General features: G+C 62.1%; 16 protein-coding genes. 3 read left to right on the forward strand and 13 right to left on the reverse strand.

All coding sequences use genetic code 11. The features are described 5' to 3' along the window. Positions 1–17 precede the first annotated feature (17 nt). The 11 genes from E3Z29_RS18515 to E3Z29_RS18570 form a co-directional block, all read right to left on the reverse strand. Positions 18–296 (reverse strand): DUF971 domain-containing protein, encoded by a 279-nt coding sequence (locus tag E3Z29_RS18515; RefSeq protein WP_098964226.1) that lies wholly within the window; start codon positions 294–296, stop codon positions 18–20. Then, positions 293–1255, reverse strand: a complete 963-nt coding sequence (locus E3Z29_RS18520; protein ID WP_134786554.1) for a HEAT repeat domain-containing protein — start codon at positions 1253–1255, stop codon at positions 293–295. The genes E3Z29_RS18515 and E3Z29_RS18520 overlap by 4 nt, the downstream gene beginning before the upstream one ends. Further along, entirely contained in the window at positions 1252–2100 is an 849-nt protein-coding gene (locus E3Z29_RS18525) for an ABC transporter ATP-binding protein (protein WP_134786555.1), read from the reverse strand. Before E3Z29_RS18525 ends, E3Z29_RS18520 begins: the two co-directional genes overlap by 4 nt. Further along, positions 2100–2882: an ABC transporter permease gene (locus E3Z29_RS18530; protein WP_134786556.1), complete on the reverse strand. Its 783-nt coding sequence runs from the start codon at positions 2880–2882 to the stop codon at positions 2100–2102. The genes E3Z29_RS18525 and E3Z29_RS18530 overlap by 1 nt, the downstream gene beginning before the upstream one ends. Positions 2883–3150: 268 nt before the next feature. Then, positions 3151–4575 carry an ABC transporter substrate-binding protein gene (locus tag E3Z29_RS18535; protein ID WP_177416195.1) on the reverse strand — a complete coding sequence of 475 codons (1425 nt, stop codon included), beginning with the start codon at positions 4573–4575 and terminating at the stop codon, positions 3151–3153. A gap of 205 nt (positions 4576–4780) precedes the next feature. Beyond that, entirely contained in the window at positions 4781–5026 is a 246-nt protein-coding gene (locus E3Z29_RS18545) for a ferredoxin family protein (RefSeq protein ID WP_003225615.1), read from the reverse strand. 25 nt (positions 5027–5051) lie between these two features. Continuing rightward, on the reverse strand, positions 5052–6782 hold the full coding sequence (locus E3Z29_RS18550; protein ID WP_134786558.1) for a fumarate reductase/succinate dehydrogenase flavoprotein subunit: 1731 nt from the start codon (positions 6780–6782) through the stop codon (positions 5052–5054). 1 nt (position 6783) lies between these two features. Next, positions 6784–7530, reverse strand: coding sequence for a GntR family transcriptional regulator (locus tag E3Z29_RS18555; protein ID WP_134786559.1), 747 nt, complete (start codon positions 7528–7530; stop codon positions 6784–6786). A 223-nt stretch (positions 7531–7753) separates the two neighbouring features. Beyond that, positions 7754–8722, reverse strand: a complete 969-nt coding sequence (locus E3Z29_RS18560; protein WP_134786560.1) for a Gfo/Idh/MocA family protein — start codon at positions 8720–8722, stop codon at positions 7754–7756. Positions 8723–8747: 25 nt separating this feature from the next. Then, positions 8748–9635: a Dyp-type peroxidase gene (locus E3Z29_RS18565; protein WP_134786561.1), complete on the reverse strand. Its 888-nt coding sequence runs from the start codon at positions 9633–9635 to the stop codon at positions 8748–8750. 183 nt (positions 9636–9818) lie between these two features. Beyond that, complete coding sequence (locus E3Z29_RS18570) at positions 9819–10916, reverse strand: AraC family transcriptional regulator (RefSeq protein ID WP_134786562.1); 1098 nt, start codon at positions 10914–10916, stop codon at positions 9819–9821. Positions 10917–11126: 210 nt separating this feature from the next. Between E3Z29_RS18570 and E3Z29_RS18575 the strand changes: the two genes are divergently transcribed. The 3 genes from E3Z29_RS18575 to E3Z29_RS18585 all read left to right on the forward strand — a co-directional run bounded on the left by E3Z29_RS18575 (position 11127) and on the right by E3Z29_RS18585 (position 12796). Beyond that, on the forward strand, positions 11127–12074 hold the full coding sequence (locus E3Z29_RS18575) for a transporter (protein WP_134786563.1): 948 nt from the start codon (positions 11127–11129) through the stop codon (positions 12072–12074). 253 nt (positions 12075–12327) lie between these two features. After that, positions 12328–12522: a stability determinant gene (locus E3Z29_RS18580; protein WP_095136765.1), complete on the forward strand. Its 195-nt coding sequence runs from the start codon at positions 12328–12330 to the stop codon at positions 12520–12522. Beyond that, complete coding sequence (locus tag E3Z29_RS18585; protein WP_134787595.1) at positions 12455–12796, forward strand: type II toxin-antitoxin system RelE/ParE family toxin; 342 nt, start codon at positions 12455–12457, stop codon at positions 12794–12796. The genes E3Z29_RS18580 and E3Z29_RS18585 overlap by 68 nt, the downstream gene beginning before the upstream one ends. Positions 12797–12844: 48 nt before the next feature. Here E3Z29_RS18585 and E3Z29_RS18590 read toward each other — a convergent pair whose 3' ends face one another. Beyond that, positions 12845–25342: a filamentous haemagglutinin family protein gene (locus E3Z29_RS18590; protein WP_134786564.1), complete on the reverse strand. Its 12498-nt coding sequence runs from the start codon at positions 25340–25342 to the stop codon at positions 12845–12847. Positions 25343–25534: 192 nt separating this feature from the next. After that, a complete protein-coding gene (locus E3Z29_RS18595; RefSeq protein ID WP_134786565.1) occupies positions 25535–26644 on the reverse strand; it encodes a substrate-binding domain-containing protein in 1110 nt (369 codons plus the stop codon). Positions 26645–26812 lie beyond the last annotated feature (168 nt).

Consider the following 26812-nt stretch of genomic DNA (forward strand, 5'->3'; position numbering starts at 1 on the left):
AAGGAGGCTGCGGCATATCAAGCACTCAGCTGGGCCAAATAGTCCCACGGGTAGATCCCGCGTTGATGGCCGTCGCTGAACACCAGTTGCACGCCGTAGCCCTGCGGGTTGATTTCGATCAGGCGAACACGCTCATCCACCAGCGGAGTCACACCTTTCAGGCGAAACGCGCGGCACTGCGAGCACGGGCACTGGCGGCGCAGTTCGGCGTGATTGAACAGCGATTCGCGGCCGTCCGGCCAGCTCAGGCGCAGCGTCCGCTGGCTCTGCGAATTGCCGACTGACAGCGGGTTCATTGCAACTGACTCAAGGCAATCCGCACCGCTTTGCGCACTTCCGGGTCGCCGTCATCCTGCGCCGCCTGCAACGCCGCCACCGCGCCGCGATCATGCAACTCACCGAGGGCCAGCGCGGCTTCCTTGCGCAGGTTGCTGATGCGATGGCCGAGGGTCTCGATCAGAGCGTCCAGCGCCGGTACAAAACGCAAGCGACCGAGGCTGCGGGTAGCACGCAGGCGCACTTGCCAGTAGTCATCGCCGAGGGCTGCGATCAACGCCGGACCAGCGTCGCTGTGGCCGACCTTGCCCAGCGTCGTGGCCGCTTCTTCGCGCACTTGCCAGGCAGCGTCCTGCAGCGCTTTACGCAAGGCTGGCAGCACGTCGGCGCCGGACGCCAGACCGAGGGCGCCGGTGGCGGCGCGGCGCACTTCGGTGTCCGGGTCGGCGCTGGCCAGGCGCGCCAGAGCCGGCAGTGCGTCGAGCTGCTTGAGCCAGCCGAGCACACCGACGGCTTCGCGGCGCACGTTGGCGTCGGCATCGCTCAACGCAGTGATAGCAGCCGGTGCGGCCTCGGCGAAACGCAATTCGCGCAAGGCACGGAACGCGGCGATTCGCACGCTGACTTCAGCATGATCGGTCCACGGCAGAATCACCCGGCCGGCCGCTTCAGTTTTGAGCAGGCTCAGACTTTGCGCGGCGGCTGCCTGCACTGCCGCAGATGGATCGGTCAGTGCCTGGCACAGCGCAGCCACTACCGGTTCGTCTTCCCACGCTTCCAGCAGCCGCGCAGCTTCGGCGCGGACTTCTTCGGCCGGATCTTCGCTCAGTCTTTCGACCAGCCACAGCAGGCCGTCCGGTTCTTCCAGATCCGCCAAATCAATCAGGGCAATGCGTCGCACACCGGCATCGTCAGCGGTCAGACGCGGTTGCAGGGCGAGGATGTCGTCGTTATCGGTCACAGCAAAAAATGAGGTCATAGGGCAAATCGCGGCAAGGGGTTTTCGGGAGGCAGGCCGAGCGGGTTGAGGCGCGGCAGCGGGCGGGAGTTGTCGTGGCGCAGCAGGTCGAGACAATGGCGCTTGAGGCGGGAGAATTCGGTGCTGGTGACCAGTTCAGAAGTGCGCGGGCGTGGGAAATCCAGGCGCAGGTCTTCGATGATTCGCCCCGGACGCGCGCTCATCACCAGCAAGCGATCAGCGAGGAACAGCGCCTCGTCGATGTCGTGGGTGACGAACACCACGGTGGTGCGAATCCGTGTCCAGATGTCCAGCAGCAGTTCTTGCATGTTCAAGCGAGTCAAGGCATCCAGCGCGCCGAACGGCTCGTCCATCAGCAGCAGCCGTGGACGGTTGACCAGCACCCGGGCGATTTCCACCCGTTGCTGCATGCCGCCGGAGAGCTGATCGGGCCAGCGCTCGGCGAAGCCGTCGAGGCCGACCAGTTTGAGCATTTCGTCGGCCTCACGCTGGCGCTCGGTTTTGCCGATGCCGCGCATCTTCAGGCCGAAAGCGACGTTGTCGCGCACCGTGCGCCACGGAAACAGCGTGTGATGCTGGAACACCATGCCGCGTTGCGGCGACGGCCCGAACACCTCGCCGCCATCGACTTTGAGGCTGCCGGTATGGGCGTTCAAGTGTCCGGCGAGTGCGCCGAGCAAGGTCGATTTGCCGCAACCGGACGGGCCGAGAATGCACACGAACTGGCCCGGTTCGATCTGGCAATCCAGCCCCTGCACGGCTTCGAAGGCTTGCTGCCCCTCACCGAGAACGATCGACAACTGGCGAATATCGATTCGCCCTTCCGGGGTTTGCATTGCGCTCATCAGGCTTTTCCTCGTGGTCGATGCCAGGGCGTGAACAGCCCGCCCAGGCGCTTGATCAGCAGACTGCTGCCCATGCCCAGCACACCGATCAGCAGCATGCCAACGACAATGTCGGCGTAGTTCTGAATGGTGTAGGACTCCCAGGTGTAGTAGCCGATGCCGAACTGTCCGGAGATCATCTCGGCGGTTACCAGACAGAACCACGAGGTGCCCATGCCGATGGCGAGGCCGGTGATGATGCTCGGCGCAGCACCCGGCAGAATCACTTCAAGCAAAATCGCCCGGCGCCCTGCCCCAAGGCTTTTTGCCGAAGCGATCAGCCGTGGGTCGACACCCTCCACCCCGTGCACTGTGTTGAGCAGGATCGGGAAGAGCGCACCGGTGAAGGTGATGAACACCATCGACAGCTCCGACGACGGGAACATCAGGATCGCCAACGGAATCCACGCCACCGCCGGAATCGGCCGCAGTACTTCCAGCGGTGGCAGCAGCAGGTCTTCGGCCCATTTCGAGCGGCCGATGGCCAGGCCCAGGGCAATGCCGATGATCAATGCCGCGAGATAGCCAGCGAACACGCGGCCGAGGCTCGCGCTCAGGTGCTGCAGCAGCTTGCCGGAATCGCCCAGACCCAACGCCGCTTCGATCACCGCCAACGGGGTTGGCACGTTGGCGAAGGTGACCAGGCCGAGGTTCCAGTGGTGGCTGGCGGCGAGTTGCCAGAACAGCAGGCAGAGCGCTATGGAGGTTGCTCTGGTGATCCAGCGGGGTTTTGGGATTTTCATGAATCGGGTTTCCATGTTTGGAGCGGTGTGATGGTTGAGATCGCCCCCCTCACCCCAGCCCTCTCCCCCAGGGGGGCGAGGGGGAAAGGGAGCAGATCTTCAAGCCTTTCAAAATCTCGGTTCGGCTCGATAGCGAGCAGATATTCATGATTTTCAAAAACTGAGTTCGGCTCGATATTTCAGGTCGGCTTAGCTCCCGCAAACACCTCGTTCAGTCCCCTCTCCCTCCGGGAGACGGCTAGGGTGAGGGTGAGTTTTTGATCTTCAATTAGCGGGCAGCCACGGCCTGGGTCGTGGCGTCGGTAAAGTCGAAGACCTTGCCACCCTGCGCCGCCGCATATTGCTGGGCCTGGCCCTTGAGCAGAAACGCGCTCAAGCGGCCCTTGGCATCGCTGGCGAACCACGCCTGATCGGCGAGCAATTTGATCCCGCTGTCACTGGCCTGGGCATACACCGCGCGGATGTTTTTGCCGTCGTGTTTCAGAGCGGCCAACGCGGTGAAGGCCGATTCGGCGGAGGCGTACTGGCGCACCTTGTCTTCACCGCGCACCCAGATTTCGGCGACGTGGCTGAAGTCGGTGATGGCTTTGCCGGTCGCTGCATCCAGCGCTTTCAACGGCGTTTGCGCGTAGTTGGCGAGTTGCGCGGTGTAGTCCAGATTCGAAGCCTTGAAGGCGGTGCGGATGTACTGATCGTCGACGAAGGTGTTGAGGTCGAGGCCGCGATCGGCCTTCTTCAGCAGCTTCAGGGTGTCGATCGCCGTGCCCACCGCCTGACGGTATTCCGGCTTCCAGCTCAGGTCACGGGTCTGCACGCCAAGCGGGCCGTGGAACAGGTAGTTGACCTCGGCATCGACGCCGGTGACTTTGGCGATCAGCTCGCTGTACTTCTCAGGCTCAGCAGCCAGCAACTGATTGGCCTCGATGCTCGCCCGCAGGTAGGCGACGACGATTTCCGGGTACTGTTTCGCGTAGGCCTGATCCACCAGTGCACCGTGGAAAGTCGGCGCGTTGGCCTGGGCGCCGTCGTAAATCTTGCGGGCGAAACCACGGCTGGGGAACAGTTCGGCGAACGGCACGAAATCGGCGTGAGCGTCGATCTTGCCGGCCTGCAATGCAGAGCCTGCGACTTCCGGTGGCTGAGCGATGATGTTGACGTCTTTGAGTGGGTCCCAACCCTGCTCCGCCACCGCGCGCAGCAACATGCCGTGGGCGGTCGAAGCGAATGGCACCGAGATGGTTTTGCCCTTGAGTTCGCTCAGCGCCTGCACCCCGGACGCGCTCGGCACCACGATGCCGTTGCCGCTGCCCTTGATGCTGCCCGACAACACACTGATGAACAGGCTGTGCTTGCCGGCGGTTTCGAACGCCACCCCGTTGAACGCGCCGGGGAAATCGGCCATGGCGCCGAAGTCGAGTTTGCCGGCGACCATCTCGTTGGTCAGCGGCGCACCGCTGGTGAAATTCTTCCACTGCACGTCGTATTTCGCGTCTTTGTAGGCGCCGTCGTGCGGCAGGTATTTGTCGAGCAGGCCGAGTTCACGAATCAACAGGCCGCCGGCGGCGCAATTGATGGTGGTGTCCTGGGTGCCGATGGCGATGCGGATGGTTTCGGCCGAGGCCGACAGGGTGAATGAAGCCAGTACCAGACCGGCGATTGCTGCACGCAACATGAGTGTTTCCCCTCGAATCATTTATTGGATGTTCGTCTCCGCCGCGATCAGGGCGCGGTGGGAAACGAGGGGGTCTGTAAATTAGCGTCCGGGGTTTCCGGGTAGCTTTAGGGTGTCGTAGATCTCTGTAGGAGTGAGCCTGCTCGCGATAGCGGTGTATTGGATGTCGATGTGTTGTCTGACACACCGCTATCGCGAGCAGGCTCACTCCTACAGGGGAAAGGGTTCAGCGCAGGAGATAAGGGATGTCGACTTTGACGGCGCCAGTCGGACAATCCTTCTCACACGGCATGCAGTACCAGCATTCATCGAACGCCATGTAGGCCTTCTGTGTGGCCGGGTTGATCGCCAGCAGGTCCATCGGGCAGACATCGACGCACACGGTGCAGCCCTTTTCGGCGATGCATTTGTCCTCGTCCACGGTGACCGGGGCGTTGGAGCGGAAGAAGATTTCCTGGGCTTGATAGGCCATGGTTCGGACTCTCTCTGGTGATGCATCAAGCGGCGAACGCGCCCACCCGCAAGCGGTCGTAAGCCTGCATTTCTTCGGCATCGAGCGGGATGATGTACGGCTCGACGGGTTTCTTGAAACTGGTCATGCGGCCGTCTTCACCCTTCTTCAGATGGCAATGGCAGAACCACTCGCTGTCGTTGCGCTGCGGGTGATCGACGCGGTAGTGGTACAGGCCCCAGCGGCTCTCGGCGCGGAACAGCGAGGCGCGCGCAGCCATTTCCGCGCAATCGCGGATCACGCTGGTTTCCATCGCGCGCATCAGTTCGTGGGCGTTGTTGGCCTTCATCTGATCGAGGTCGCGTTCGATGTCGCTGAAACGCTGCAAGCCGATCTGCATTTTTTTGGTCACTTTCGGCGGTTGCAGGTAGTCGTTGACGAAGCGCCGCAGCTTGTACTCGACCTGTGCCGGCGGCAGACCCTGTTCGCGATCCAGCGGCGCGTAGACCCGCGCTTGTTCTTTCTCGATCTGCGCGGCATCCAGCGTCGAGAACTCGCGCCCGGCGACAAAATCCGCCGCGTTGTGCCCGGCGAACCAGCCGTAGGTGAACGCACCGAGCATGTAGTTGTGCGGCACCGCAGCCATGTCACCCGCCGAGTACAAGCCTTTCACCGAGGTCTCGGCCCGCTCGTTGACCCACACCCCGGACGCCGAATGGCCGCTGCAAAAACCGATCTCCGAGATGTGCATCTCGACCATCTGCGTGCGGTAATCGGTGCCGCGATTGGCGTGGAACTGACCACGACTCGGGCGCTCGTTACTGTGCAAGATCTCTTCGATGTTCTGGATGGTTTCCTCGGCCAGGTGATCGAGTTTGAGAAACACCGGGCCATTGCCGCTTTCCAGTTCCTGGTGGAACTCCCACATCATCTGCCCGCTCCAGTAGTCGCACTCGATGAAGCGTTCGCCCTTGTTGTTGGCGGTGTAGCCGCCGAGCGGGCCGGTCACATAGGCGCAGGCCGGGCCGTTGTAGTCCTTGATCAACGGGTTGATCTGGAAGCATTCGAGGTTGGCCAGCTCGGCCCCGGCGTGATAGGCCATGGCGTAGCCGTCGCCGGCGTTGGTCGGATTTTCATAGGTGCCCATCAGGTAACCCGAGGACGGCAGACCGAGGCGACCGGCCGCGCCGCACGCGAGGATCACCGCTTTGGCCTTGATCACATGGAAGTCAGCGCTGCGGCAATCGAAGCCCATCACCCCGTTGACCGCGCCCTCCTCGTCGGTGAGCAAACGGGTGCAGACCAGCCGGTTGGTGATGCTCACCCGCGCGCGTTTCAACTGCCGGTAAAGGACTTTCTTGATGTCGTGCCCTTCCGGCATCGGCAGCACGTAGGCGCCCATGTGGTGGACTTTTTTCACCGCGTAATCGCCGGTCTCGTCCTTCTCGAACTTCACGCCCCAGCGATCCAGTTGCTCGATGGTCTCGAAGCTATGAGTGGCATAGGCGTACACCGCCGCCTGATTGACGATGCCGTCGTTGGCGATGGTGATTTCCTTGGTGTACTGCTCCGGCGTCGAGTGCCCGGGGATGATCGCGTTGTTCAGGCCGTCCATACCCATGCTGATCGCGCCGCTGCGTTTGACGTTGGCCTTGTCGACCAACAATACGCGCAAGTCGCGGTTCTTCTCTTTGGCCTTGATCGCCGCCATCGGGCCGGCAGTGCCGCCGCCGATCACGACGATGTCGTATTCCTGTTCCAAGGTCTTGCGGGTCATGTCACGCCCCTTTTTGCCGGTCGATCCGCAGGCGGTACTGGAACGCATCGCCACGGTAGTAAAGGTGTTCGAAGTCCAGCGGCTGGCCGTTGGCGTCGTGGGTCAGACGTTCGATGCGCATGATCGGCGAGCCGGCCTCGACGTTCAGCGCCTGGGTCAAATCGCTGTCGGCCAGCACCGCGTCGATCGCCAGATCGGCGTGGCCGAGGGCGATGCCGCAGTCGTTTTCCAGAATCAGGAAGATGTCGCGAGTCACCAGATCGGCCTTCTCCAGCCGTTCGCCGACGGCTTTGGGCAGGTAGGTGATTTCCAGCGAGATCGGGTCGCGGTTGATCAGGCGTACGCGTTTGATCTGCGCCACGGTCTCGCCTTCGGCCACCTGCAAGCGCTCGGCGACACGTTTGTCGGCGGGGATGAATTTGAAACTGCGCAGGCGGTTGATCACCTCGTAGCCGCGCCCGGTCATGGACTCGGCGAGGCCTTGCAGGCTGCTGACGTTCTGAAAGGTTTTCGGCTTGGCGACGAAGGTGCCCTTGCCGTGGATCTTGAAGATCAGCCCTTCTTTCTGCAGATCACCCAGCGCCTGGCGCACGGTGATGCGGCTGACTTTGAACAGCGTGCCGAGCTCACTTTCGGACGGCATCTGGCTGTCTTGCGGGTATTCGCCATCAAGAATGCGTGCGCGCAGGACATCGCGCAGCTGGGTGTGCAGCGGGACGCTACTGAGGGACAGGACATTATCGGTCATCAGGGATCACTTGTTATAACGAGTTATGACGTGATCTTAGAGACGTTATGACAAGCTTGAGAAATATTGTTTGGGCATAACCTTAGACACGACAACACACAGACCCTTGTGGGAGGGGGCTTGCTCCCGAAGGCGGTGTGTCAGGCGATGGAAATACCAGCAATGCCGGCCTCTTCGGGAGCAAGCCCCCTCCCACAAGGAAATGGTGTTGTGGTCTGGAGGATCAGTGCCGTTTGAGGATCTGGTCCATCACCCAATCGGTTTTGAGGGCTTGTTCGGCGACGGCCGGATGCTGCGAACCACCACGAATATGCGCATTCATGCCCAGCACGTGATGCCACTGAATGTGCTCGTGATGGGGGATTTCCAGGCTGATCTGCTCATCGGCGAACAGCTGCACCGGATGCTCGTCAAATACGGAGAACGCGATCCGGCCCTGACTGCCGATAATCTGCACCCGATCCTCGCGCCGATCCGCCACAAAGCTCCAGCAACCCATGCCCAGCGCTCCGGAGGCGAACCGCCAACTGGCGCTGACCGCATCTTCCGCCGCATATAACCCGGCCTGGCGCGCAGTAAAGCCAGCGACCTCGACGATATCGCCGAGCAGGTACTGGAACAGGTCGAAACCATGGCTGGCCAGGTCGGCAAAGTAGCCGCCACCGGCCACGCTCGGGTCGGTTCGCCAGTTGGCGCTGCCGTCCAGATCCGCCGCCGAGGGGGCTTTGGTCAGCGTCCAGCTCAGGTGCCGCACCTCGCCGATGCGGCCCTGCGCCAGCCATTGCCGAACCTGGGCAAAGCGCGGCAACGAACGGCGGTAGTACGACACGAACAAGTGCAGACCGGCGTCGGCAAACGCCTGCTGCATTTCGCGGCTTTGTCCGGCGTTGAGCGCCATCGGTTTCTCGACACAGCAGTGCTTGCCGGCGGCGGCGACTTTCAGGCTGTAGGCGTAGTGGCTGTCGGGGGGCGTGGCGATGTACACCGCGTCCACCTCGGGGTCGTTGATCAGCGCATCGACATCGGTGTAGACCCGGGCGATGCCGTGGCGCGCGGCGTAATCGTTCACCGCTTCAAGGCGTCGGCCCATCACCGCCACCAGCGCCGAGCCGGGCGCCTTGTAGAAGGCCGGCCCGCTCTTGCGTTCAGTGACGCTGCCGCAACCGATCATGCCCCAACGCACCACGTCCATGGTCAACTCCCTGTGTTTGAAACACTCAGCCGATGCGCAACGCGCGCAGATCGAGGTGGCCGTCCTTGATGGGCGGGCACCAGTAGTAGCCGCCGGTGATCGGCCGGCTGATGCGATACAGACCGTCAGTGATGCCGTCTTCCAGACCGCTCATACGCCGCAGTTGGGCCTCGAAGGCGTCCAGCGAAAAACCGAAGGCGAGGAACATCAGGCCGGCGCGATCACCGTCGATCCATGGCATCGAACGGCGCACGACGAACGCTTCGGGGGCGAAGCTTTCCTGGGCGGTGCGTTTGACGTGGGCGGAGACTGGCGCGTCATCGATCTCTTCGTTGTCGCTGAGGCGACGGCCCATGATGTTGTCCTTGTCTTCGGCGGACAGCTTATGGAAACCCTTGAGGTCGTGCTGCCACTGCTGGATCGCGGCGAAGCTGCCTCCGACCAGACCATCAGCGCCCTCGCCCAGCAACGCGGCGGCAATCGCGGCGTCATCGTGCGGGTTTTCGGTGCCGTCTTCGTAGCCCGTCAGGTCATGGCCGTCCTTGTGGCGGAAGGCTTCCTGCATGTCTACCAGGCGCAGCGCCGGGGCCAGCGCAGCTTCGAAAGCGTGGCTGCGATTGAGCAGCTCGCCACGGTCGACCCCGTGCAGCCAGACCCACAGTGCGTGCTGGGTCGACGGGTTTTCCACGCCGACGCCGCTCATGGCCGGAAAGCTGCGCAGACCGTCGATTTGCACGTTCAGGGCTTTGGTCAGGGATTCACCGAAACCGATCACAGCCGACTTGCCGTCCACCAGATTCATCAGGTTGTCGATCGCCTGCGGCAGTGCTTCAACCGACGCAAGGGCAAAAAACAGGTGACGTGCTTGCGCAGGAACAGGGGTGGCGAGAATGCCCGGCTGGTAGTAACTCATGTGAACTCCTTGGGAAAGTGCGCGGGAGTTTACCTGTGGCCGGAGGGTTTGTGTGGGTTTGGAGAATGCTAAAAACCCCTCACCCTAACCCTCTCCCAGAGGGAGAGGGAACTGAACGGGGGAAGCTGTAGAGATATGCCGACTTGAAAATGATGTACCGAATCCATAATCGACAAAAATCTTTCAGGTCGATGTATGACGCGACACACCTCGGTCGGCCCCCTCTCCCTCCGGGAGAGGGCTGGGGTGAGGGTTCGTGTCATGCCGCCACGCACTCGGGCTCATCCCGGTCCAGCGCTTGAACGCCCGGCGAAAACTGCGCACGTCGCTGTAGCCGACTTCTTCGGTAATCCGCTCGATGGGCATGTCCGGATTGGCCAGCAGACTCATGGTCCGCGCCTGACGTACCTGTTCCAGCAGCGCTTCAAAGGTCAGCGCATGCTCGGTCAAACGGCGGCGCAAGGTGCGACCGCTCATGTTCAGGTCGCCGGCGATTTTTTCGATATGGCTGCCCCGGCTCAGGTCCCGGGCAATCGCCCGCTCCACTGCTTGAATCAGATCGAGTTTCTGATGCACCTGCGCCGCTTCCAGCTCCAGCAACGCAACCGCCTGACGCAGCGCCAGCGAATGGTGATTGGGCAGGTTGACGTCCAGCCACCGGGCATCGATCAGCATGCGATTGTGCAGACAGCCGAAGCGTACGTCCGGTCCGAGCAGGCGGTGATATTCGCTCAAGTAATCCGGCGCGGCATGCACGAACTCCACGGCGATCGGCTTGAAATCAACTCCGGCCAAGGCCCGGCCATATACCAGCAGGCTGGCGAAAAACTCTTCAACGGCGAACACCTGCACGTCGGCAAACGGCAAGCGGCACTCGGCGTCGAGGTGCACCCGATCACCGACCATGTCGACGCTGGACACCACGATTCCGCCGGAGGTGTGCTGATGGCGAATGCCGAGGGCAAAGGCATCGCGCAAGGTCTTGCACAGCGACAGCACATGCCCGAGCAGCCCCAGCGTACCCAACACATTCTGCGCGCCGACCCACAGCCCCAGGCCCTGATTGGGCAGCACTTTGAGCGCCCGTTGAATCATCGCCACGGCCTGGCGGTAGGAAATCCGCTGCGCCGGATCCTGCAGATCTTCGAGGGTGAAACCCAGGCCACGACACAGGCTTTCGGGGTCGATGCCTTTGTTGTGCACGACTTCAGCGAGGGTTTGCAGGAGAAACGGCGAAACCAGCGCCAATTCAAAAGTGGGGTCTTGGACTTTTACGTTCATGGGGGCTGACATTCCGGATCACGCTTGATTGTTATTTTTGTAACCGGTTATGTCGAAGGAAGTTAGCACAGGGTTGGCCGACTGTCCGCAGAAGTCCCCCTAACTGTCCGCCAATACCCTGCCCCGTCGGGCGCCAAGCGCTTATTTCTATGGTGCCGGACGTTCTGCGTACCGGCGCTACGTCCCACCACAATAATAATGAGGACAGCCATGAGCCCGAACCGCGCCACTTTCCCCTTGCGTCTGGCACTGACTTTGCTCGGATGCACCGCGTGCCTGCCGGCCCTGGCCACCGAAGCCGGCGTCGACAACATCGGCCCCGGCACCGACGGATTTTTCATGCTGCCGCTGGAAGTCGACAGCCTTCCGCAGAACATGGTCGCGTTCAACCTCTACTACAACCATTACAAGTCGACCAAGCTCAACATCAGCTCGTTGGGCGGCAAGGTGCCGAATGTCGAAATCGAATCCACGGCGGTGATCCCGCGTATTGATTACCTGAGCCCGGTGCGCGTGTTCGGCGGACGCCTGGCCGGCTACATCGCCCAGCCCTGGCTCAAGCAGGAAGTCTCGGTATTCGGTCTCAGCGATACCCGCGAAGGCATGGGCGACACCACCATCGCGCCGATCATCCTGTGGGACATGGGCAAGAACCTGACCCTGGGTGCTGCCGTGGAGATCACGGTGCCCACCGGCGAATACAGCGTCGATCGGCTGGCCAACACCAGCAACAATTTCTACACCTACAAGCCGCTGTTCTCCTTCACCTGGCTGCCGACCGACAAGACCGAAGTGTCGATGAAGACCACTTACAGCTTCAACGAGAAGAACAAGGACACCGACTACAAGTCCGGGCAGATCTTCCACTTCGATTACTCCGCCAGCTACAAGATCACCGACGATGTGATGCTCGGCCTTAACGGCTATTACCTCAAGCAGACCACCGACGACAAACAGTACGGCCACACCGTGCAATTCGCCGGGCAGGATGTGGATGACGGCGTGCGCGGCAAAGTCTTCGCGATTGGCCCGGCGCTGCATTTCACCTTTCTCAAGTACGCCAGCGCGGAGATTCGCTGGGCCAAGGAGTTTGACGTGGAGAACCGGCCGGAGGGGGAAATGTTGTGGGCGAAGGTGAGTATTCCGTATGCGTTCTGAGTGCATTTGTAGGAAGGTGCGCGCGGATTTGTAGGCTGGAAACCTGAAAAACAGAGTGGAGGAATAGGCCTACAACGGCGGTCGAGATTGCCGGACAACGGAGGGAAACGTCCGGCAGACTCCAAAGGGGCGCTTGCAGATACTGGGCTTCGTCATCCCATGGTTCTTCGAGAGCTCATGGGGTACATCGTCTGCCAGTGACGACAATGGGCCATTCCCACTTAAACTGCTGAGATTGATCACGGTGATCACTATGAGCTTATTACTTTCCCCGTTTTACTCTGACTTCGAATCCGAAGAAGAGGCAGAGAGCTACGATCGCTGGTTTCGTGCCAAGGTACAGGAGGCACTCGATGACCCCAGCCCTGGCATTCCCCATGATGAAGCTATGGCAATGCTTGACCAGATGCTGGAAGAGATGCGCAGGAAGCGCCGCGCTGCTGCTTGAATGGAGCGCTCAAGCTCTGAACGATCTGGCTGACATTATCGATTACGTTGAACAATACAATTCCAACGCTTCCGTGGCTCTACAGCACAAGGTTGGTGCAGCAACGCAAAGGCTTTCATCAATCCCCTATGGTTACCGGGCCGGTCGAGTGCCAGGCACTCGGGAAATGGTGGTCAATCCGAACTATCTGCTGGTCTATCGAGTGAACAGGCGCATCAAAATACTGACGTTAGTCCACACCCGACGACAATACCCACGAACCTCATCAACATAAAAAAAGGGCGGCCAAAAGGCCGCCCGAAGCGTACTACACGAGAGTCTTTTACAGCGTCAGTTGCCCCCGCTCCTCCTCGGTCAACTGCTGCTTGGCCTGTTCATCCAGCGCGCCGGCACCCAGTACCTGCACCGGGCTATTCGGGTTGTAACCCGGCGCCGGCGCACGACTGGCACCATCACGGCTCGGCGCCAGTTGTTCGTTGCCGAAGCTCAGCACCTGCACGGTGAACACCGACGCCTGGTTCTGCCGCGCCGCTGCTTGCTGCTGACGCGCCACGTCCTCAGCGGCCTGGGTTGCCGAAGATGCCGCCGAACTGGCCGAGGTGATCGCCCCGGTGTTCACCGCAGCCACCACCGGTACGCCACTGGTCTTGCCTTGCACGGCGATGTTGGCGGCGTTGACCACGGTCAGCGCGGCGATGTTGACGTTGCCCGAGACGCGAATGCCCGCCTCGCCCGCATCAATGGTGCCCAGCGGCGCGATCAGGTCGATGTCTCCCGGCGCCACTTCGGCAATCGGGTTAAGGGTGGCGATACCCGCACCGGTGCTCGGCACCGAAGGCGACAGGGTTACATTGCCCCAAGTGTCGTAAACCCGTTTCGGCGGGGTGTAGACCACGGTGGTTTTCGAGCCGCGACCGGCGTTAATGTCGCCCTCGGCCGACCAGCCGAGGATCGAGCCGCCGAAGGTGGTCATGATCCGGCTCTGGCCGAGCAGAATGCTGCCCTGCGAGTAGAGCTGAATGTTGCCCGAACCCTGGGTGATAATCCCGGCGGTGGACGGTGGTGCTGCGCCTTCGATGCCGAACACCTGACCGCCGCCCGGCGTGAGCATCTGGATATCGCCGCCGAACAGGGTCTTGACCCCGGCACCACCGTAGAGCGTGATGTCGCCGTCGTAACGGAGCGGATTGCCCGCCACATCGGTGCTCGGGAACAGTGCGGCAATGGCGTTGCGACCGCGCACATAACTGCCTTTGCGCGGACCGTCAGCGTCGTTGTATTCCAGGCCGCCGGCGCGCAGTTCGGCGAAGTACACCTGGCGCGCAAAGATCGCCTGCTCGGCACTTGGCAGCGCGGTATAGAACGCCTGTGCCTGCTCTGCGTTGCCGCTGAAGCCGTAGCCGAGCGTCAGCCAGCTCTGCAACTCGTCGAGGTAGGTCTTGACCACTTTGCCCGGCTGGCCGTTGAGAGAGGCATTCGGGTCAGCAAGGTTCTGCGGGGTCAGGTAACGCGCGATGAACCTTGTGTAATCCGGCCCCTGCGCGCCCACGCCCGCCTGCAATACCACGCTGGCGCCAGGCCGCGAATCCCCGGCCACTATCGCGCCGAGGCTGGTAATGCTGGCGCGATTTTCCATCAGGATGTTGCGCCCGGCATTAATGTCCAGCGTTCCAGGTCCGGCGATATCGAAGCTGCTGTAGAGAATGTCGCGGCCCGCCGAGACGCGCGATACATCTCGCAGGTCATTGTGGACGAACAGGTTGCCGGTGGAAAAAATGTCCTCCTTGCCGCTACTCATTTCCACTGTCGGCACGGCCGCAGGCTGCCCCAGGGCAGTGCCAGAGGCAACGATGTCGCGTCCGGCGATCATCCACACAGGCCCCGCCGCTTCGTACCAGGTGCGTCTGGAAGTGGAAAAGCTCAACGTTTCGCCACTGCGAATGCCCACCAGGTCCCCCGTCAGCGCATAGAATCGCGCCGGCCCCTGTACGTCGTTCGATCCCGAGTAGGTGTTGGGACCATAGGCAAACAGCGGATATCGCACGTTGCCCTCTGCCGCCACGCCATCGTCGCTGTAGTTGGTGCGCAGCGGTTTTCCGGCGTTGCTGTTGGTGTAAGCATTGAATGCCGGGTTGAACGGGGTAGCCACGGCCATCGGGCTGGCCCCCGACTGGTTGATCGCATAGCCACCGGCGTAGATAGAGTCACCTGCCAGCAGTTCAAGCTGCCCCGACTTCGACGGCGCCAGAAGCAGTGAGTAACCTTGCAGCGGGTAGTTGTTTACGCCAATGAATGTCGCGGATGGCCCTGCATAAACGGACCCTTGGCCCGCCACCGCGCGCAGAATCGATGGGTAGACAAATCGGCCGTCGGTAGGCGAGGTATTGCGGCCCGTGATCAGGCCGTTGGATGTACTGAATTCTGCTATCTGTGTGCCCGGCGTCAGGTTCCCGCCAGCCGAGAACAGATCGATTGCCGTGTGGTCAGTCCACAATGAAAAGCCACTGAGGATACCGCCCTGCTCAACGCTTGCGTCGGCCGCCATGATCGGGCTGGCGTTCATCAGACTCACTCGCCCAGGATCCGCGGCACCGCCCAACACCAGATCACCGCGGCTGCTCAGGCTCATGCCCGAGTCACCCGGAATCAGCACCACGCCTCCGGAAGCACTACCGGTGGTCGAGGTAAACGGATCAAGTGCGCGGGTTTCCCGAAGATCATTGAACACAGCGCCGGCGCCGTACTGCAGGTTGATGCCGCCGAGTGCTCCACCCGTCATGTGTGCCGCGCCGCGCAGGTTGATCAGCGCGCCCTGCAGATCATGATTCGGTTGGCCGAAGCCGGTTTCTCCGGCCCGCGCTTGCAGCGAAGGGTTGAGCGTGCCGCCGATACGAATGTCCATGTCACCACCACCGGTCATCTGCACGCTGCCATCGCTGGCGACTCGACCGGTGCTGCCTACCGCGACGATCAGCCCCTGACCGCGCGGGTAGTTAACGGCATCGCCTAGCGGTTTGAGCATGCCGGCATCACCACCAGCCCGCAGGCTGATATTGCCACCGCCCAAGGTACCGAAACCGGTGAAACCCACCAGGTAGGGTTCAGTGTTGATCACCCGATCTGAGTTCATTTGGGTGGAATAACTGCCGAAGTTGATCCACCAGGCCGTGGGCACATCCGGGTTTCCCGTGCCTTGACGCCACAGCCAGTTGCCCACTGCCACACTGGCCATCTGCTCGCGGAACCCGCTCGCTGTCGATTGGGCTTTCGTCCCGACCGAATCACCGGAAACCGAGCCACCGGCATTGATTGTCAGGTTGCCGCCCATCTGCGGATACCAGGCCTGATAGAGGCTGTCGCTGCCGCCGTCGACCCATTTTTCATAAGCGGCACCGGCCGTACCCAACACCGAATCGTTATCCGAAAGATGCCCGCGCGGCAGGTTATAGAGCGGATCGATATTCGTTGATTGGGTGCCGGCGGTGTATACGCCGAACGGTGAATCCATGCTCAGATTGCCGGCGGCGATCAGGTCGAGATCACCCGTGCCGGTGCGCAGAACACTGAACATCTGCATATGGGCCTTGGCCGTTTTCCCGGGATTGTTGCCGATGCACAGTTCCGGCTGCAGATCACAAATGAATTGGGCCTCCTCGGGAACCGGTTCGTAGTCCGGCCCCATTCCACTGCCTGGCGCCCAGACCCAACGGGCCATGGGTACGCACAAGTCGGCAATCTGCTGGCAGTACTCGAGCATGTCATCAGGGACCGGCTCGTAGGGCGTAAAGAAGGGATTATCCGGAGCCCAGACCAGCTTGCCCGCCGCCGTGGTGATGTTGACGCCGTAATGACTGTCCGCCAGCCGCAGATTGCCTTCCGGGGTCAGCGGTTTGACCGCACGACTATCGGCCGCAGCCAGATCTGCACCGGCGACCACGCGCATCGACCACGACGCACTGCCCGACGGCAGCATGCTGGCCACCGCCCAGTTCTTGCCCTGTTGTGTGCCGTTGAACGGCCGCAACTCGATCAGCGAAGTGCCTTCGGCGAGCTTCACATCGGTCATCGACGGAATCAGCGAACCGCGCAGCAAGGCCAGTTCGCCCTTTAATTTCACCCCGGAGGAGGTCGTCAGATCTGCATCGTAAACGCTGGGCAACGGCACACCCTTGGGCCAGTTCATCGCTTGCAGGGCGGTGGCCTTGTTCAAACGGATGCCGGCACCCAGGCGTGTGTCGGCAGGCAATGTCACGCTGTCGCTGAGCAGCGTACCGGCGGCGTACAGCAGATGACCGTTGCTGTCGTGGATCGCCCCCGCCAGCACGGTGCCGGCGCTGAAGGTATACGCCTCGTTCAGCACAGCTTGAGTCGGCAGCAACGTGCCACTGGCCAGAACCGCTGGTTGAATCATCACGTCGTAATTGAGTGTCGCCCCCAGCGGAAACTGCGTGCCCTCGGCCAGCGTCACTCCACTGCCCGGCACGATCAGATCGCCGCCGAACGGCTGCACACCGGCAATCAGTTTCCACCCGGCGTCATCCTGGGTTTCCGGTGGCGGCGCGAACCCGTCGTTGATGCTGCCGTAAATATCGAGGTTGCCACCGGCACGAATCACCAGGCTGCCCGCTTCCCCGAAACCATATACGGAGGGGCTCAACTGCGTGTGCGGATTGAGGCTGGCATAGCGATAACCGGACAAATCCAGATCGCCCTCCACCACCAGATCACCGTCGGCAGTCTTGCTGGCGATCTCCACGCCCGGGCGCAGATGGAATGCATCGGCGTAAGTGGCGTTATTCAACCCGGCGAGCTTGCGTTGCAGCAGATCGTTGTTGCCCAGTGCAGCGTTGATAAAGTTGCTGCTGTCGCCATGAATGCGTTCGAGCATGGCTTGATCGATGACTTGATACGCTCGGCCACTGACCGCCGGATCGACGCCATCGCGGGCATCGGTATAGCGGCGCAAACCGTTGAGACCGATGGATCGTGCGCCCTGAATAGTCAACGCACCGCTGGCGTCGATGGCGATGTCATTGCTGCCCAGGCGTGGCGCGTTCAGCTCCAGCGTGCCGCGCAGCATTCCATCGTGTTGCCCGGCAAGGAAACCGGGCACGGCATCGGTGCCGTGGCGCAGGTCGATCCGCGCGCCGTTGCCCAGCGTGAGCAAACCATCGCCGGAACTCAGTTCGACCGTGGCGCGGTTCGGCGCATCGATGATCTCGCCGTAGCTGTCGACCCGCAGTACGCGACCATGGGCATCGAGCACGCTGTTGCCTGCCAGGGTCAGGCCATTTTTCGCCGACAGACGAATGCTGCCGACACGTTCGCCACTGGCATCGATCAGACCGGTCGCCGTCAGGCTGCCATTGTCCACCGATACATTGATTTCGCCGGCCTTGAGACCGTCGCCGATCACCAGATTGCCTTGCTTGAGTTGCAGGCTGCGGCTGCCGTACACCTGCCCGGCGTTCAGACGCTGATTGAGCGCGGCGAATTGCTCGGTGGCGTCACCTCCCAGGCGCTGCGCGCGAATGTCCACGCCACCGGCCTTGTACGGCACCAACGTGCCCCCGGCGTCGTAGTAACCGCTGCTGCCGCCGACAATCTCGCCTTGCAGATCGACCATCCCGGCCGCATCGGCCAGAGCGACGACGCTGAGGTTACCGGCCTGATTGTTGTTCGCCGACAGATCGATCCGCGAGCCCGCAGCCTGACGGATATTGCCGTTGGCGCTGTACAGCGAGACGTCGCCGCCCCAGCTGTATTTGCTGACATCGTTGAACGGCAAGGTCCGTCCGGCCATGTCCAGCACGGAATTGCCACCGAGGGTCAAATCGCCCTCGGACTTGACGGTCAGCTTGCCGCTGGCCAAGGCGATACGGCTGTCGAGCACGACATCGCGGGCTTCAAGATGCAACTCCGCACCCAAGGCATTCGCCACCCCGGCAGCGCCAGCGCCACTGAGCGTGAGGCTGTTGCCGGCCTTGAGCAGACTGACTGATGCCGCCTCACCGGTGAGCAACGGCGTGCGCAGGTTCAGATTGCCGCCACTGTAGCTGTAACCCTTGAGCGGATCGTAGGCGCCCTGCTCCTGATACACCGCCAGGCTGCCCTTGTGATTGGCGGTGATGCGCTCGCTGGCGCTCAGGTTGACGTTGGCAAAACCCAGCGCCAGACGATTGTTCTGATCCAGTCCGCTGGCCTGAGGCATCGGGCCGTAACCCAGCTCGATCCGCTGGGCCTGAATGTCTAGCGTGCCGCTGCCCGTACCGGCGCCACCGGTAATGACGCTGCCGGCGCTTTGCGTCGCGCCGTTCCAAATCAGGTTGGCCGTGCGGATGCTCGCCACATCGTTGGCATCGCCCAGACCGTAGATCGCCGGGGTAACCAGCACCAAGTTCTGCAGTTTGCTTTGGCCGGTCTGCGGATCGATCGTGTCGAGGCTCACGCTGCCGTAGAAATTGAAGGCGTCGCGAGTGGTCAGGCTCAGGGTTTCCAGGGCCGGCGCGGCAAACTGCGTATCACCGCGCAGCAAGCGGTCGAGTACGTTCTGGTTGAGCGTGAGGCCGGCGGGCACGCGGCTGCCCGCCGCTGCAAGTGCTTCGGCGCTGCCGGTATTGACCGAGCCGACCGACAATGCCAGATGACGGGTGCCGAAACGCACCGCTTCACCGAGTTCGAACTGGTTATCCGTAGCGGCCGTGATACTGCCGTTCGAATACAGCAGGGCCGGATTGTTGCACGCACTCGCTGCGCAAGTGCCGATCCGGATGCTGCCCGCGCCGCTGATTCCACTGGCCCGTTCCGGTGCCAGTACCTGCGCCCAACCGTTGGAAACCAGCAGCAGGCTGGAGCCTTTCGGCTCATAAACGTAACCGGCCAGCGAGTCGTATGCCACGTTGCCACGGCCCAGCGTATTGATCCCGCCCCCCGCCTCGACGGTGATCCCGCCAAGCGTTGACGTGGTGCGCAGCAAGACTTGCGGCGCGGATAGAATCGCTCCTTCACGCAAGACAATACTTTCACTCGCGCCCAGGAAGCCGATGATGTTAGCGGTCGTGTTGTACAAGACATTCGGCATCGCACCGATGGTCAGCCGCCCCGCGTTGAGGCTGTTGAGCGTGTCGGCGTACAGCGACACACCGTTGAAACCCGGTGTCGATGCACGGCCCGCACCCAGTATCTCGAAGCTGCTCCCGGCGTTGCCGCCACGTACCACCGCTGTGCCGGCCATGCCGCCCTCGGCAGCCTCGAACAGCGTGCGCCCGTTGAACTGCAAAGCGATGTCTTGCTTGCCGCCGGAGGCCAGGCGCAGATCCAGTGTCTTGCCGTCCATGGGTGCCAGCGCACGCGGCACACCGCGCCGGGCGGCGTCGCTCTGGATGAATTGAGAGAAACCGGTTTCGTTGTACTGCGAGTAACGACGCAACACATCGGCTGACGTGAGAATCAACTGACTGGCCAGGCTGTCACGCAGGCCGGTATTGGCAATCGACATCTGCCCGCTGCTGGTCCATGAACCATTGCGCAGTGGCAACGCCCCCGTTGTCACGCCGGGTGCTGCCTGACCGTTTACCTCAACCCGGAACGCACCAGGCATCAGGGCAAACGTTGACGGCAACAGTGTGTAAGTACCCGCCGCCAACCCCGGCACACCGGCGCCAATAGTGATCTGCTGGCCAATGCGCGGATCGCCCGCACCCGCTTCGGCCAGCATCGGCGCGTAGCTGCTCTGGTTGCCGGGCACGATGGCATACACCGGGTTGCTCGCCAGCCCCGGCAGGCTGAAGGTGCCGTCAGTCGCAGTGCGCACCAGCGGGTTGAAACGTGCATCGGTGGAACCCCCGCGACCGGACACGAAACCGGCGCCACGCAGATCGCCACCGCCGGACAGGTCGATGACCGCACCGCTTTGCACATCGGCGAACTGCGTGCCGATCGACACGCCTGATGTTTCGCCGGAGATGCCGTTGAGCACCACGGATTTGCCGTTATAGCGATAGTCGATACCGTCCGTGGTGCCACCGTACGGCATGACCAGACCGGCACCGCTGACCGAAGTCAGACTGCCCGGCAGAAGACGAACCTCCTGAGTGGTGCTGAGCAAATCGTCACCCAATACGATCTTGCCCAGCGGTGCACGCAAGACACCGCCCTGTTCGATGTACGCGGCGGAAAAAATCAGCTTTCCGAATGCCGAATACGGCACCGCAGTCGGTGCCGCGCCGTGGCCGCTGATCCGCAAGGTGTGTTCGGAAACCGGGACGGCGCCCTGATAACCGGCACGCACCTCAGCCTGAATGCCGGTGGCGGGATAGATCTGCGCCGCACCGAGGTTCAAGTCGCCCGGCGTCCACAGCCTGGTTTTCTCCGCACCATCATTCGGCGCGAGGAAGCGCAGGTCGCCGCTGCTGTCGAGGCTCACCAGACCGAAAGCCCGACGGCTGTATTCAACGGCCGGCGCCTGCCGTTGCAGGATCGAACCCTGCACCCCGAACGACAGGCCATTGCTCACATCCAACAGGTTCGCGCTGGCATTGAACGTCGCATCGGACGATCGGGCCGTCGGGCCAGGGAGCAGCCGTGGACGCATCATGTTGAAGCCGGCGAAGTAGGTGCCCACCCCTGACAGACGCAGGTATGGAGCACTCAAATCAACCCGTGCCGAGCCTTTGGAATCCTCGGCGAGAGACAGCGCTGCGGCGAAGAGACTGAGGCTCTGATTCATGCGCAGATTGACGTCACCGTCAAACGACAACAGACCGTTGCTCAGCAGGCTGAGATTGTCGAAACCGCCCGTCATCAAGCCATCGGCACTCAAGCGGGCCTGACCGTAACGCAAGCCATCGGCGCCTTCGCCGGGTTGCAGGTTCGCGGGCAGCAGCTCGTTTTCTGCCGCTTGACCAATGATCATTTCCCTCGGCGAGCGCACCGCGTTGCTCGCCGAATCGGAATACAACGGCGTCTCCAGCGCCAGTTCCAGACGACCACCGGCCGCCCCGACGCCACCCGCCGCCGCACGCAAGTTGCCTTCAACGAAAAGACCGTTATAGGAACTCAAACTGATGCGCCCGCCGTCCGTTGCGATACGCGTCGGGCCTTGACCGGCGATATCCAGAACAGCCTCGGTGCCCGAGGCATCCAGCCGCGCGCCCGGACGCACAATCACGTAGGCATCGGCAGCCGTGGCGGTTGCCAGCTTCGCATCGATCTCGCCGCCGATGATGAGGCTGCCGCCCTTGCCGACCTGCCCGTAAGTGCGGCCCAGGGTGTCGGTCGCCGTATTCGCACGCCCGGCGACATCCAGCACGGCCTGCTCGCCGATCCAGATCGAGCGGTCATGTGCGCTCGGATCAGCCGTTTGAATCGAAGTGGCCGGCTGGATCGAGCCGAATTGTTGCTGACGAATATCGATCGTGCCGCCCCACGCATTCAGTTCACCATCGACGGTGATCTGCCCGGCACCACGCAGCTTGATGCTCTGCCCCGGGTCGACGCTGATGCGCGAGCCACGGCCCAGGGTCAGCGAGCTGTTGGCCGCGTCTATCAGACCGACCAGCGTCGCGCCACCTTGCAGTGTCAGGCTGGCGCCGGCGCGTTGGGTCAGCACGCCCTTGGTCGGGTTTTCCTGGAACAGCGTCGGTGTCCACAGCTCCAGCGCCGTGCGCGGATCGACGCCACTGACCTGGTTGGGTGCCGCATCACCGAAACGGTACACCGGCAGGGTCACATCAATCGCGGCGCCTTCGGCAACGTCGAGCCCGTTGAGACCGATCAGGTTGTAGGCGGAGAACCCCTTACTGAACAGATCGGTGGACAGTTGCAGGGTGTTGTCTGCCAGGGCTTTATCCGTCTGGCCGACGAGAATCCTGTTGGCCTGCACCGTCAAGGTGCCACCGCCCGTGACGCCATAACCGCGCAGTTCGCCATCGAGGTTCAGATGCGATGTGCCCGGCGCGGAAATAGCGCTCGACTCCAGCGTCAGATCACCACCCTTGCCACCCCGGGTCTTGCCATTGGCGAGTATGGCGCCACCGGAAGAAACGTCGAGCAGGCTGCCGGCAGCGACGTCGATATCACCGCTGCTGCGGATCGATATCAGGCCACCGTTCAGATACGCGAGGCTGGCGTTATCGTCCGGGTTGGTGCGCAGGTTGCTCCACAGCCCTCGGGTGTCGAGATGCACGCCCTCGACGATGCGGGTTTGCGTGGTTTTGTCGGCTTGGGCCGCCAGGCGAGTGTCGGTGTTTGCGCCACCATTGAACTGATTGAGTACGTTGCCCAGACGCAGACTGCCACCGCGAGCAGTCAGGTCGGCGCCGATCTGAACATCCGGGGCGTACAGGGTAATGTCGCCACCGCTATCGACCGTAAGCGCACCGTCAATGGCGATCTGATCCTTGGCCGAAACCTTGAGCGCACCGAGGCGCAACCCGCTGAGCTGATCGTTATCAAGATACAGCTTGCCCTTACGGGTATCGGACACCGCGCCGGTGAGGTCCGGATCATTTCCGGCAACCGGGCGCTCGCCGCCAATCTGCACCTGACCCAGCGTCGGATTGAGGGTGTAGAGCAGGCCATTCGACGCCGCGACGAAGGTCGGGTCGTAACTGCCGACGATCAACTGCGCACGCCGGGCCAACGCGCTCTGGCTCTGCTGATAGCCGTCGAGCACCGGTTTCGGCGCCTGGTTCTGCCGTTCGCCCTGATACACCTCGCCGATCATTTGCCCGTCGAGAACGGCGTTGGCCGTGGCGATCACCAGTTGTCCGGCGTCACGACCCACGGTGTAACCCGACTCGAAACGTGAACGCGGGGCAATCAGCGGGCTGTAGTAATAACTGGTCTGGCCCCAGCGTTGGCTGCTGTCTTCATAGCCTTTGTACAGGCCGGTGTAGAGCAGGTCCCCCGGAGCACGCGACACTTCATACAACTTACCGTCGGCGCCACGCAGCCAGCTCTGGCGAATCTCGCCGCTTTGCACATCCAGGGTGCCGCCGGACAGGTTGATCAACGAACCTTTTTCCGTGACCACGTCGTTGCCGGCAAAACTCACCGTGCCGCCCTGAGCCATCCATTCGCCGACGCTGTGGCCCTGAGTGCCGAGATAACCACCGACTTCCAACAGGCCACCGGCGGTGTACCAGCGATCCGTGGCGTAGCCGTTGGTGCCGGCCGGCACATACACCAGATCGCGCACATCGACCCAGATGTCATTGCTGTTGAGCGCGCCTTTCTCGCGGTTGACCGAGGCATCGCGCTGCTCGTTACCCTGCACGTTGATCTTGATGCTGTTGTTTTCCATTGCCACTTTGACGCCGAGGGCACCGGACACATCGATCATCGCGCCGTCGCGCACCAGGCTGCGGCGTTGTGCGCTGACCGCGACCTGGCCGCCGGTGGCCAGGGTGATCGAGCCGTTCTGGAACTCGACACTGCCGCCGCTCTGAATCTCGATACGCGACTGGTCGCCACGGATCCGGTTATTGGCCGTGACGCCCGTCAGCGCGGCCTGATGCTGGCTGTCGAGGGCGGTCAGGTCGCTGCTGTCGAGCATGATCGCCGCGGCACTGCCCTGTCCCAGCGTGACGTTGCCGGTGCTGTCGGTGCTCGGGTTGGTCAGGTGAATCGTGCCCCGCGTCGCCAGTGAAGTGCTGGCGAGCAATACGCCGTTTTGCACGACCTCGTGACCGGTCAGGGTGATGTCGCCGGTAGACGACTGGATCAGTCCGTTGTTAGTGACTTTGCCCGCCACGGCACCGGTCTTGAATCCGGGAATGACTTCGTTGCCGAATGTGGTGGACAGCGCATTGCCCTCAGTGCCCGAGCCCTTGCGGATGTAGAAACGGTCACCAGCGGCCAGCACGGTCTGGCCCTTGGCGGAGTTGATGCTGCCGTCGTTCTGCACTTCATTGCCGAGCAGCAAGGCATAACCACCGGCAGCGGTAGACGATGCCGGCTTGTCGGTGTCGATGGAGGCACCGCGTTCCACCAACACCTTGCCGGCGGCATCGGTGAACGTCGGCTGAGTGCCGGTGCTGTCGAAATACAGACCCCGATCACGGAACTGGATATCGGTGATGTTGGCGGCAGCGGCCACCAGGTTGCGCACGTTGACCTGACTGCTGCCGCTGAACACGATCCCATTACGGTTGATCAGCATCACCGTGCCGTCGGCTTTGATCTGGCCCTGAATCTGGCTGGCCCGGGCATTCGGATCGTTGACCCGGTTGAGCACCGCCCAGTTCGACTGCTGGGCGAATTCAACGGTGGTGTTGCGGCCGACGTTGAAGGTTTCCCAGTTGAGGATCGCCTTGTCGGCGGTCTGCTCGATCTTCACCGTGGTCTTGCCGTCGGCCCGGGTCTGTTGCGGGCCCTTGGCGTTCTGCCAACCCTGGGTCAGGCTGTTATCGACTTTCAAACCGCCCTCGCCCAGACCGTCCGGCACGAACTGCACCGTGCCCAACGCAGCAGCGCGTCCGGCCGCCTGCGCCGCTTGTTGCGCAGCAATCGCCGCGACCGTGTTATTCAAGGTCTGAATCGAGCGCTGCAACTGCGCATTAGCCTTCTGCTGCTGGGCCAATGGCGGTGTCATACCCGGCAGCCCACCCACGCTCGGACGCGCAGCCGCGGCCTGCTGCGCCGCACCCTTGGCGGCAAACCAGCTCGAACTGAACGCCGTCTGCGCTTGCGCGCTACCCGCCACCAGACATAACGCCACCGCGTGCGCCAACGGCTTGAGCAGCCACAGCGCTGGCTCCAAGGCATCACGCTGGAAGGACTGAACGTGGGTACGACGACGGGATGGGCGAGCGAGCATCACTACGAGATCCTTTTTTGATTGCCACATATGGCCGCAGGTGCGCAAAAACCTGCTGTTACGACATAGGCCGTTGGCGAAGGGCGCGACCGAACGGATGTCACACAAACTTCATGTTCGGCGTGTATCCGAGCCAAAAAAAAATGACGGCAACCCAAAGGTTGCCGTCATCGGCGTTACGACCGCGCGAGCTTACAAAGGACGACCGATAGCGTTGCAGACGCTGGCGTTGTTGATGTCCAGGTTGTTGCCCGAAGTGTTGGTGATGAAGTTGGCGGTAACAGCGGTTTTCCAGGCGTTAGGCACGGCGACGAATTTGTGAGCCTGCGTCGCGGTGTTGTTGCCCGGGTTGCTGTAGTGGGTGGTCAGGAAGGCTTTGACGGCCGCGGCCACGTTTGCATCCTTGTAGCACTGACCAAAGATGAAGTTGGTGTAGGCAGCCAGTTTGTAACCCGAAGCCGGGTTAGCAACCACTGGCGACCACTTGGACGGATCGGCAGCATCGATAGCATTCGCCGGAGGATTGACCGACGACAGCGCCAGCGTCACGTTGAGCGCAGTCGGCTGAACACCGTTGACGCGAGCAACAACAGCGTTGCTGGTGGCATCGACGCCGTCCGGACCTACATAACCGATGGAACCGTCAACCGCGTTCACGGCAGTGGCAACTTCGGAAGTGTTGGCGACGCCGACCCAGTTCGAAGGCAGAGCGATGCCGCCGATACGAGCGCTGGTGAAGGTGGAGTTGGTCGCAAACTGAGTCGGGCAGACCGAGTTCAGGTGACGAGTCAGGATTTCCGAAGTGCCGCTGGAAACGTTGCGATAAACAACGCGGATCGTGGTCGCGTCGGAAGTACCCAGCAGAGCACCCCAGGTGGTTTTCTGGCCCGAGAACACTTCGCACAGCTGAGCGCTGGTCAGGTTCAGCGCGGTCTGGCCGGCTTTTTTGTACGGGATGGCAACCGAAGTGGCCACCGACGGCAGTTGAATCAACGGGCCGTACGAAGCGTTGTAAGTGTTCTTGTAGGTGCTGAGTTCCGCAGCGCTGAGGATCGAGTCGCTACCGGCGAAATGCACGGTGCCGGTGGTGCTGAAGCCGGCCGGGTTGTTGGTCAGGAAAGCGGTCTTGCCACCGCCGCTGCCGATGGCCGCGTAGCTGAAGTTGGCAGGCAGGATGCTGTCGGCCGAACCTTTGTACAGAGCGGCTGGCAGAGTTGCACCGCCACCGGTAACGGCCATGGCTTGAGCGGAAGCCAGGGCGGCGACGGTCAGGGAAGCGGCGATCAGAGTGCGCTTGAACATGAAGAATCTCCTTTTCAACGATGGTTGTGAACACAGGTTTTCAGGGGTCTTGCATGACACTGGGAAGACTCACCGCTGACCTTCGCAAGCGGGGTCCGTGGTTAAGTCGCACTGAGAAATTCGCAGTTTCCGGTGACAGATAAAGGAAAAAACCTCGGGAGCTGCGAG

Source organism: Pseudomonas sp. S150 (genome assembly GCF_004526365.1).
Lineage (GTDB): Bacteria > Pseudomonadota > Gammaproteobacteria > Pseudomonadales > Pseudomonadaceae > Aquipseudomonas > Aquipseudomonas putida_A.

What these genes read in the sequence shown, in the direction of transcription:
- E3Z29_RS18525 (WP_134786555.1), bottom strand. Translation starts at nt 2,100, where the DNA reads ATGAGCGCAATGCAAACCCCGGAAGGGCGAATCGATATTCGCCAGTTG.
- E3Z29_RS18530 (WP_134786556.1), bottom strand. Translation starts at nt 2,882, where the DNA reads ATGAAAATCCCAAAACCCCGCTGGATCACCAGAGCAACCTCCATAGCG.
- E3Z29_RS18560 (WP_134786560.1), bottom strand. Translation starts at nt 8,722, where the DNA reads ATGGACGTGGTGCGTTGGGGCATGATCGGTTGCGGCAGCGTCACTGAA.
- E3Z29_RS18535 (WP_177416195.1), bottom strand. Translation starts at nt 4,575, where the DNA reads ATGATTCGAGGGGAAACACTCATGTTGCGTGCAGCAATCGCCGGTCTG.
- E3Z29_RS18545 (WP_003225615.1), bottom strand. Translation starts at nt 5,026, where the DNA reads ATGGCCTATCAAGCCCAGGAAATCTTCTTCCGCTCCAACGCCCCGGTC.
- E3Z29_RS18555 (WP_134786559.1), bottom strand. Translation starts at nt 7,530, where the DNA reads ATGACCGATAATGTCCTGTCCCTCAGTAGCGTCCCGCTGCACACCCAG.
- E3Z29_RS18515 (WP_098964226.1), bottom strand. Translation starts at nt 296, where the DNA reads ATGAACCCGCTGTCAGTCGGCAATTCGCAGAGCCAGCGGACGCTGCGC.
- E3Z29_RS18585 (WP_134787595.1), top strand. Translation starts at nt 12,455, where the DNA reads ATGAAGCTATGGCAATGCTTGACCAGATGCTGGAAGAGATGCGCAGGA.
- E3Z29_RS18570 (WP_134786562.1), bottom strand. Translation starts at nt 10,916, where the DNA reads ATGAACGTAAAAGTCCAAGACCCCACTTTTGAATTGGCGCTGGTTTCG.
- E3Z29_RS18565 (WP_134786561.1), bottom strand. Translation starts at nt 9,635, where the DNA reads ATGAGTTACTACCAGCCGGGCATTCTCGCCACCCCTGTTCCTGCGCAA.
- E3Z29_RS18520 (WP_134786554.1), bottom strand. Translation starts at nt 1,255, where the DNA reads ATGACCTCATTTTTTGCTGTGACCGATAACGACGACATCCTCGCCCTG.
- E3Z29_RS18580 (WP_095136765.1), top strand. Translation starts at nt 12,328, where the DNA reads ATGAGCTTATTACTTTCCCCGTTTTACTCTGACTTCGAATCCGAAGAA.
- E3Z29_RS18550 (WP_134786558.1), bottom strand. Translation starts at nt 6,782, where the DNA reads ATGACCCGCAAGACCTTGGAACAGGAATACGACATCGTCGTGATCGGC.
- E3Z29_RS18595 (WP_134786565.1), bottom strand. Translation starts at nt 26,644, where the DNA reads ATGTTCAAGCGCACTCTGATCGCCGCTTCCCTGACCGTCGCCGCCCTG.
- E3Z29_RS18590 (WP_134786564.1), bottom strand. Translation starts at nt 25,342, where the DNA reads ATGCTCGCTCGCCCATCCCGTCGTCGTACCCACGTTCAGTCCTTCCAG.
- E3Z29_RS18575 (WP_134786563.1), top strand. Translation starts at nt 11,127, where the DNA reads ATGAGCCCGAACCGCGCCACTTTCCCCTTGCGTCTGGCACTGACTTTG.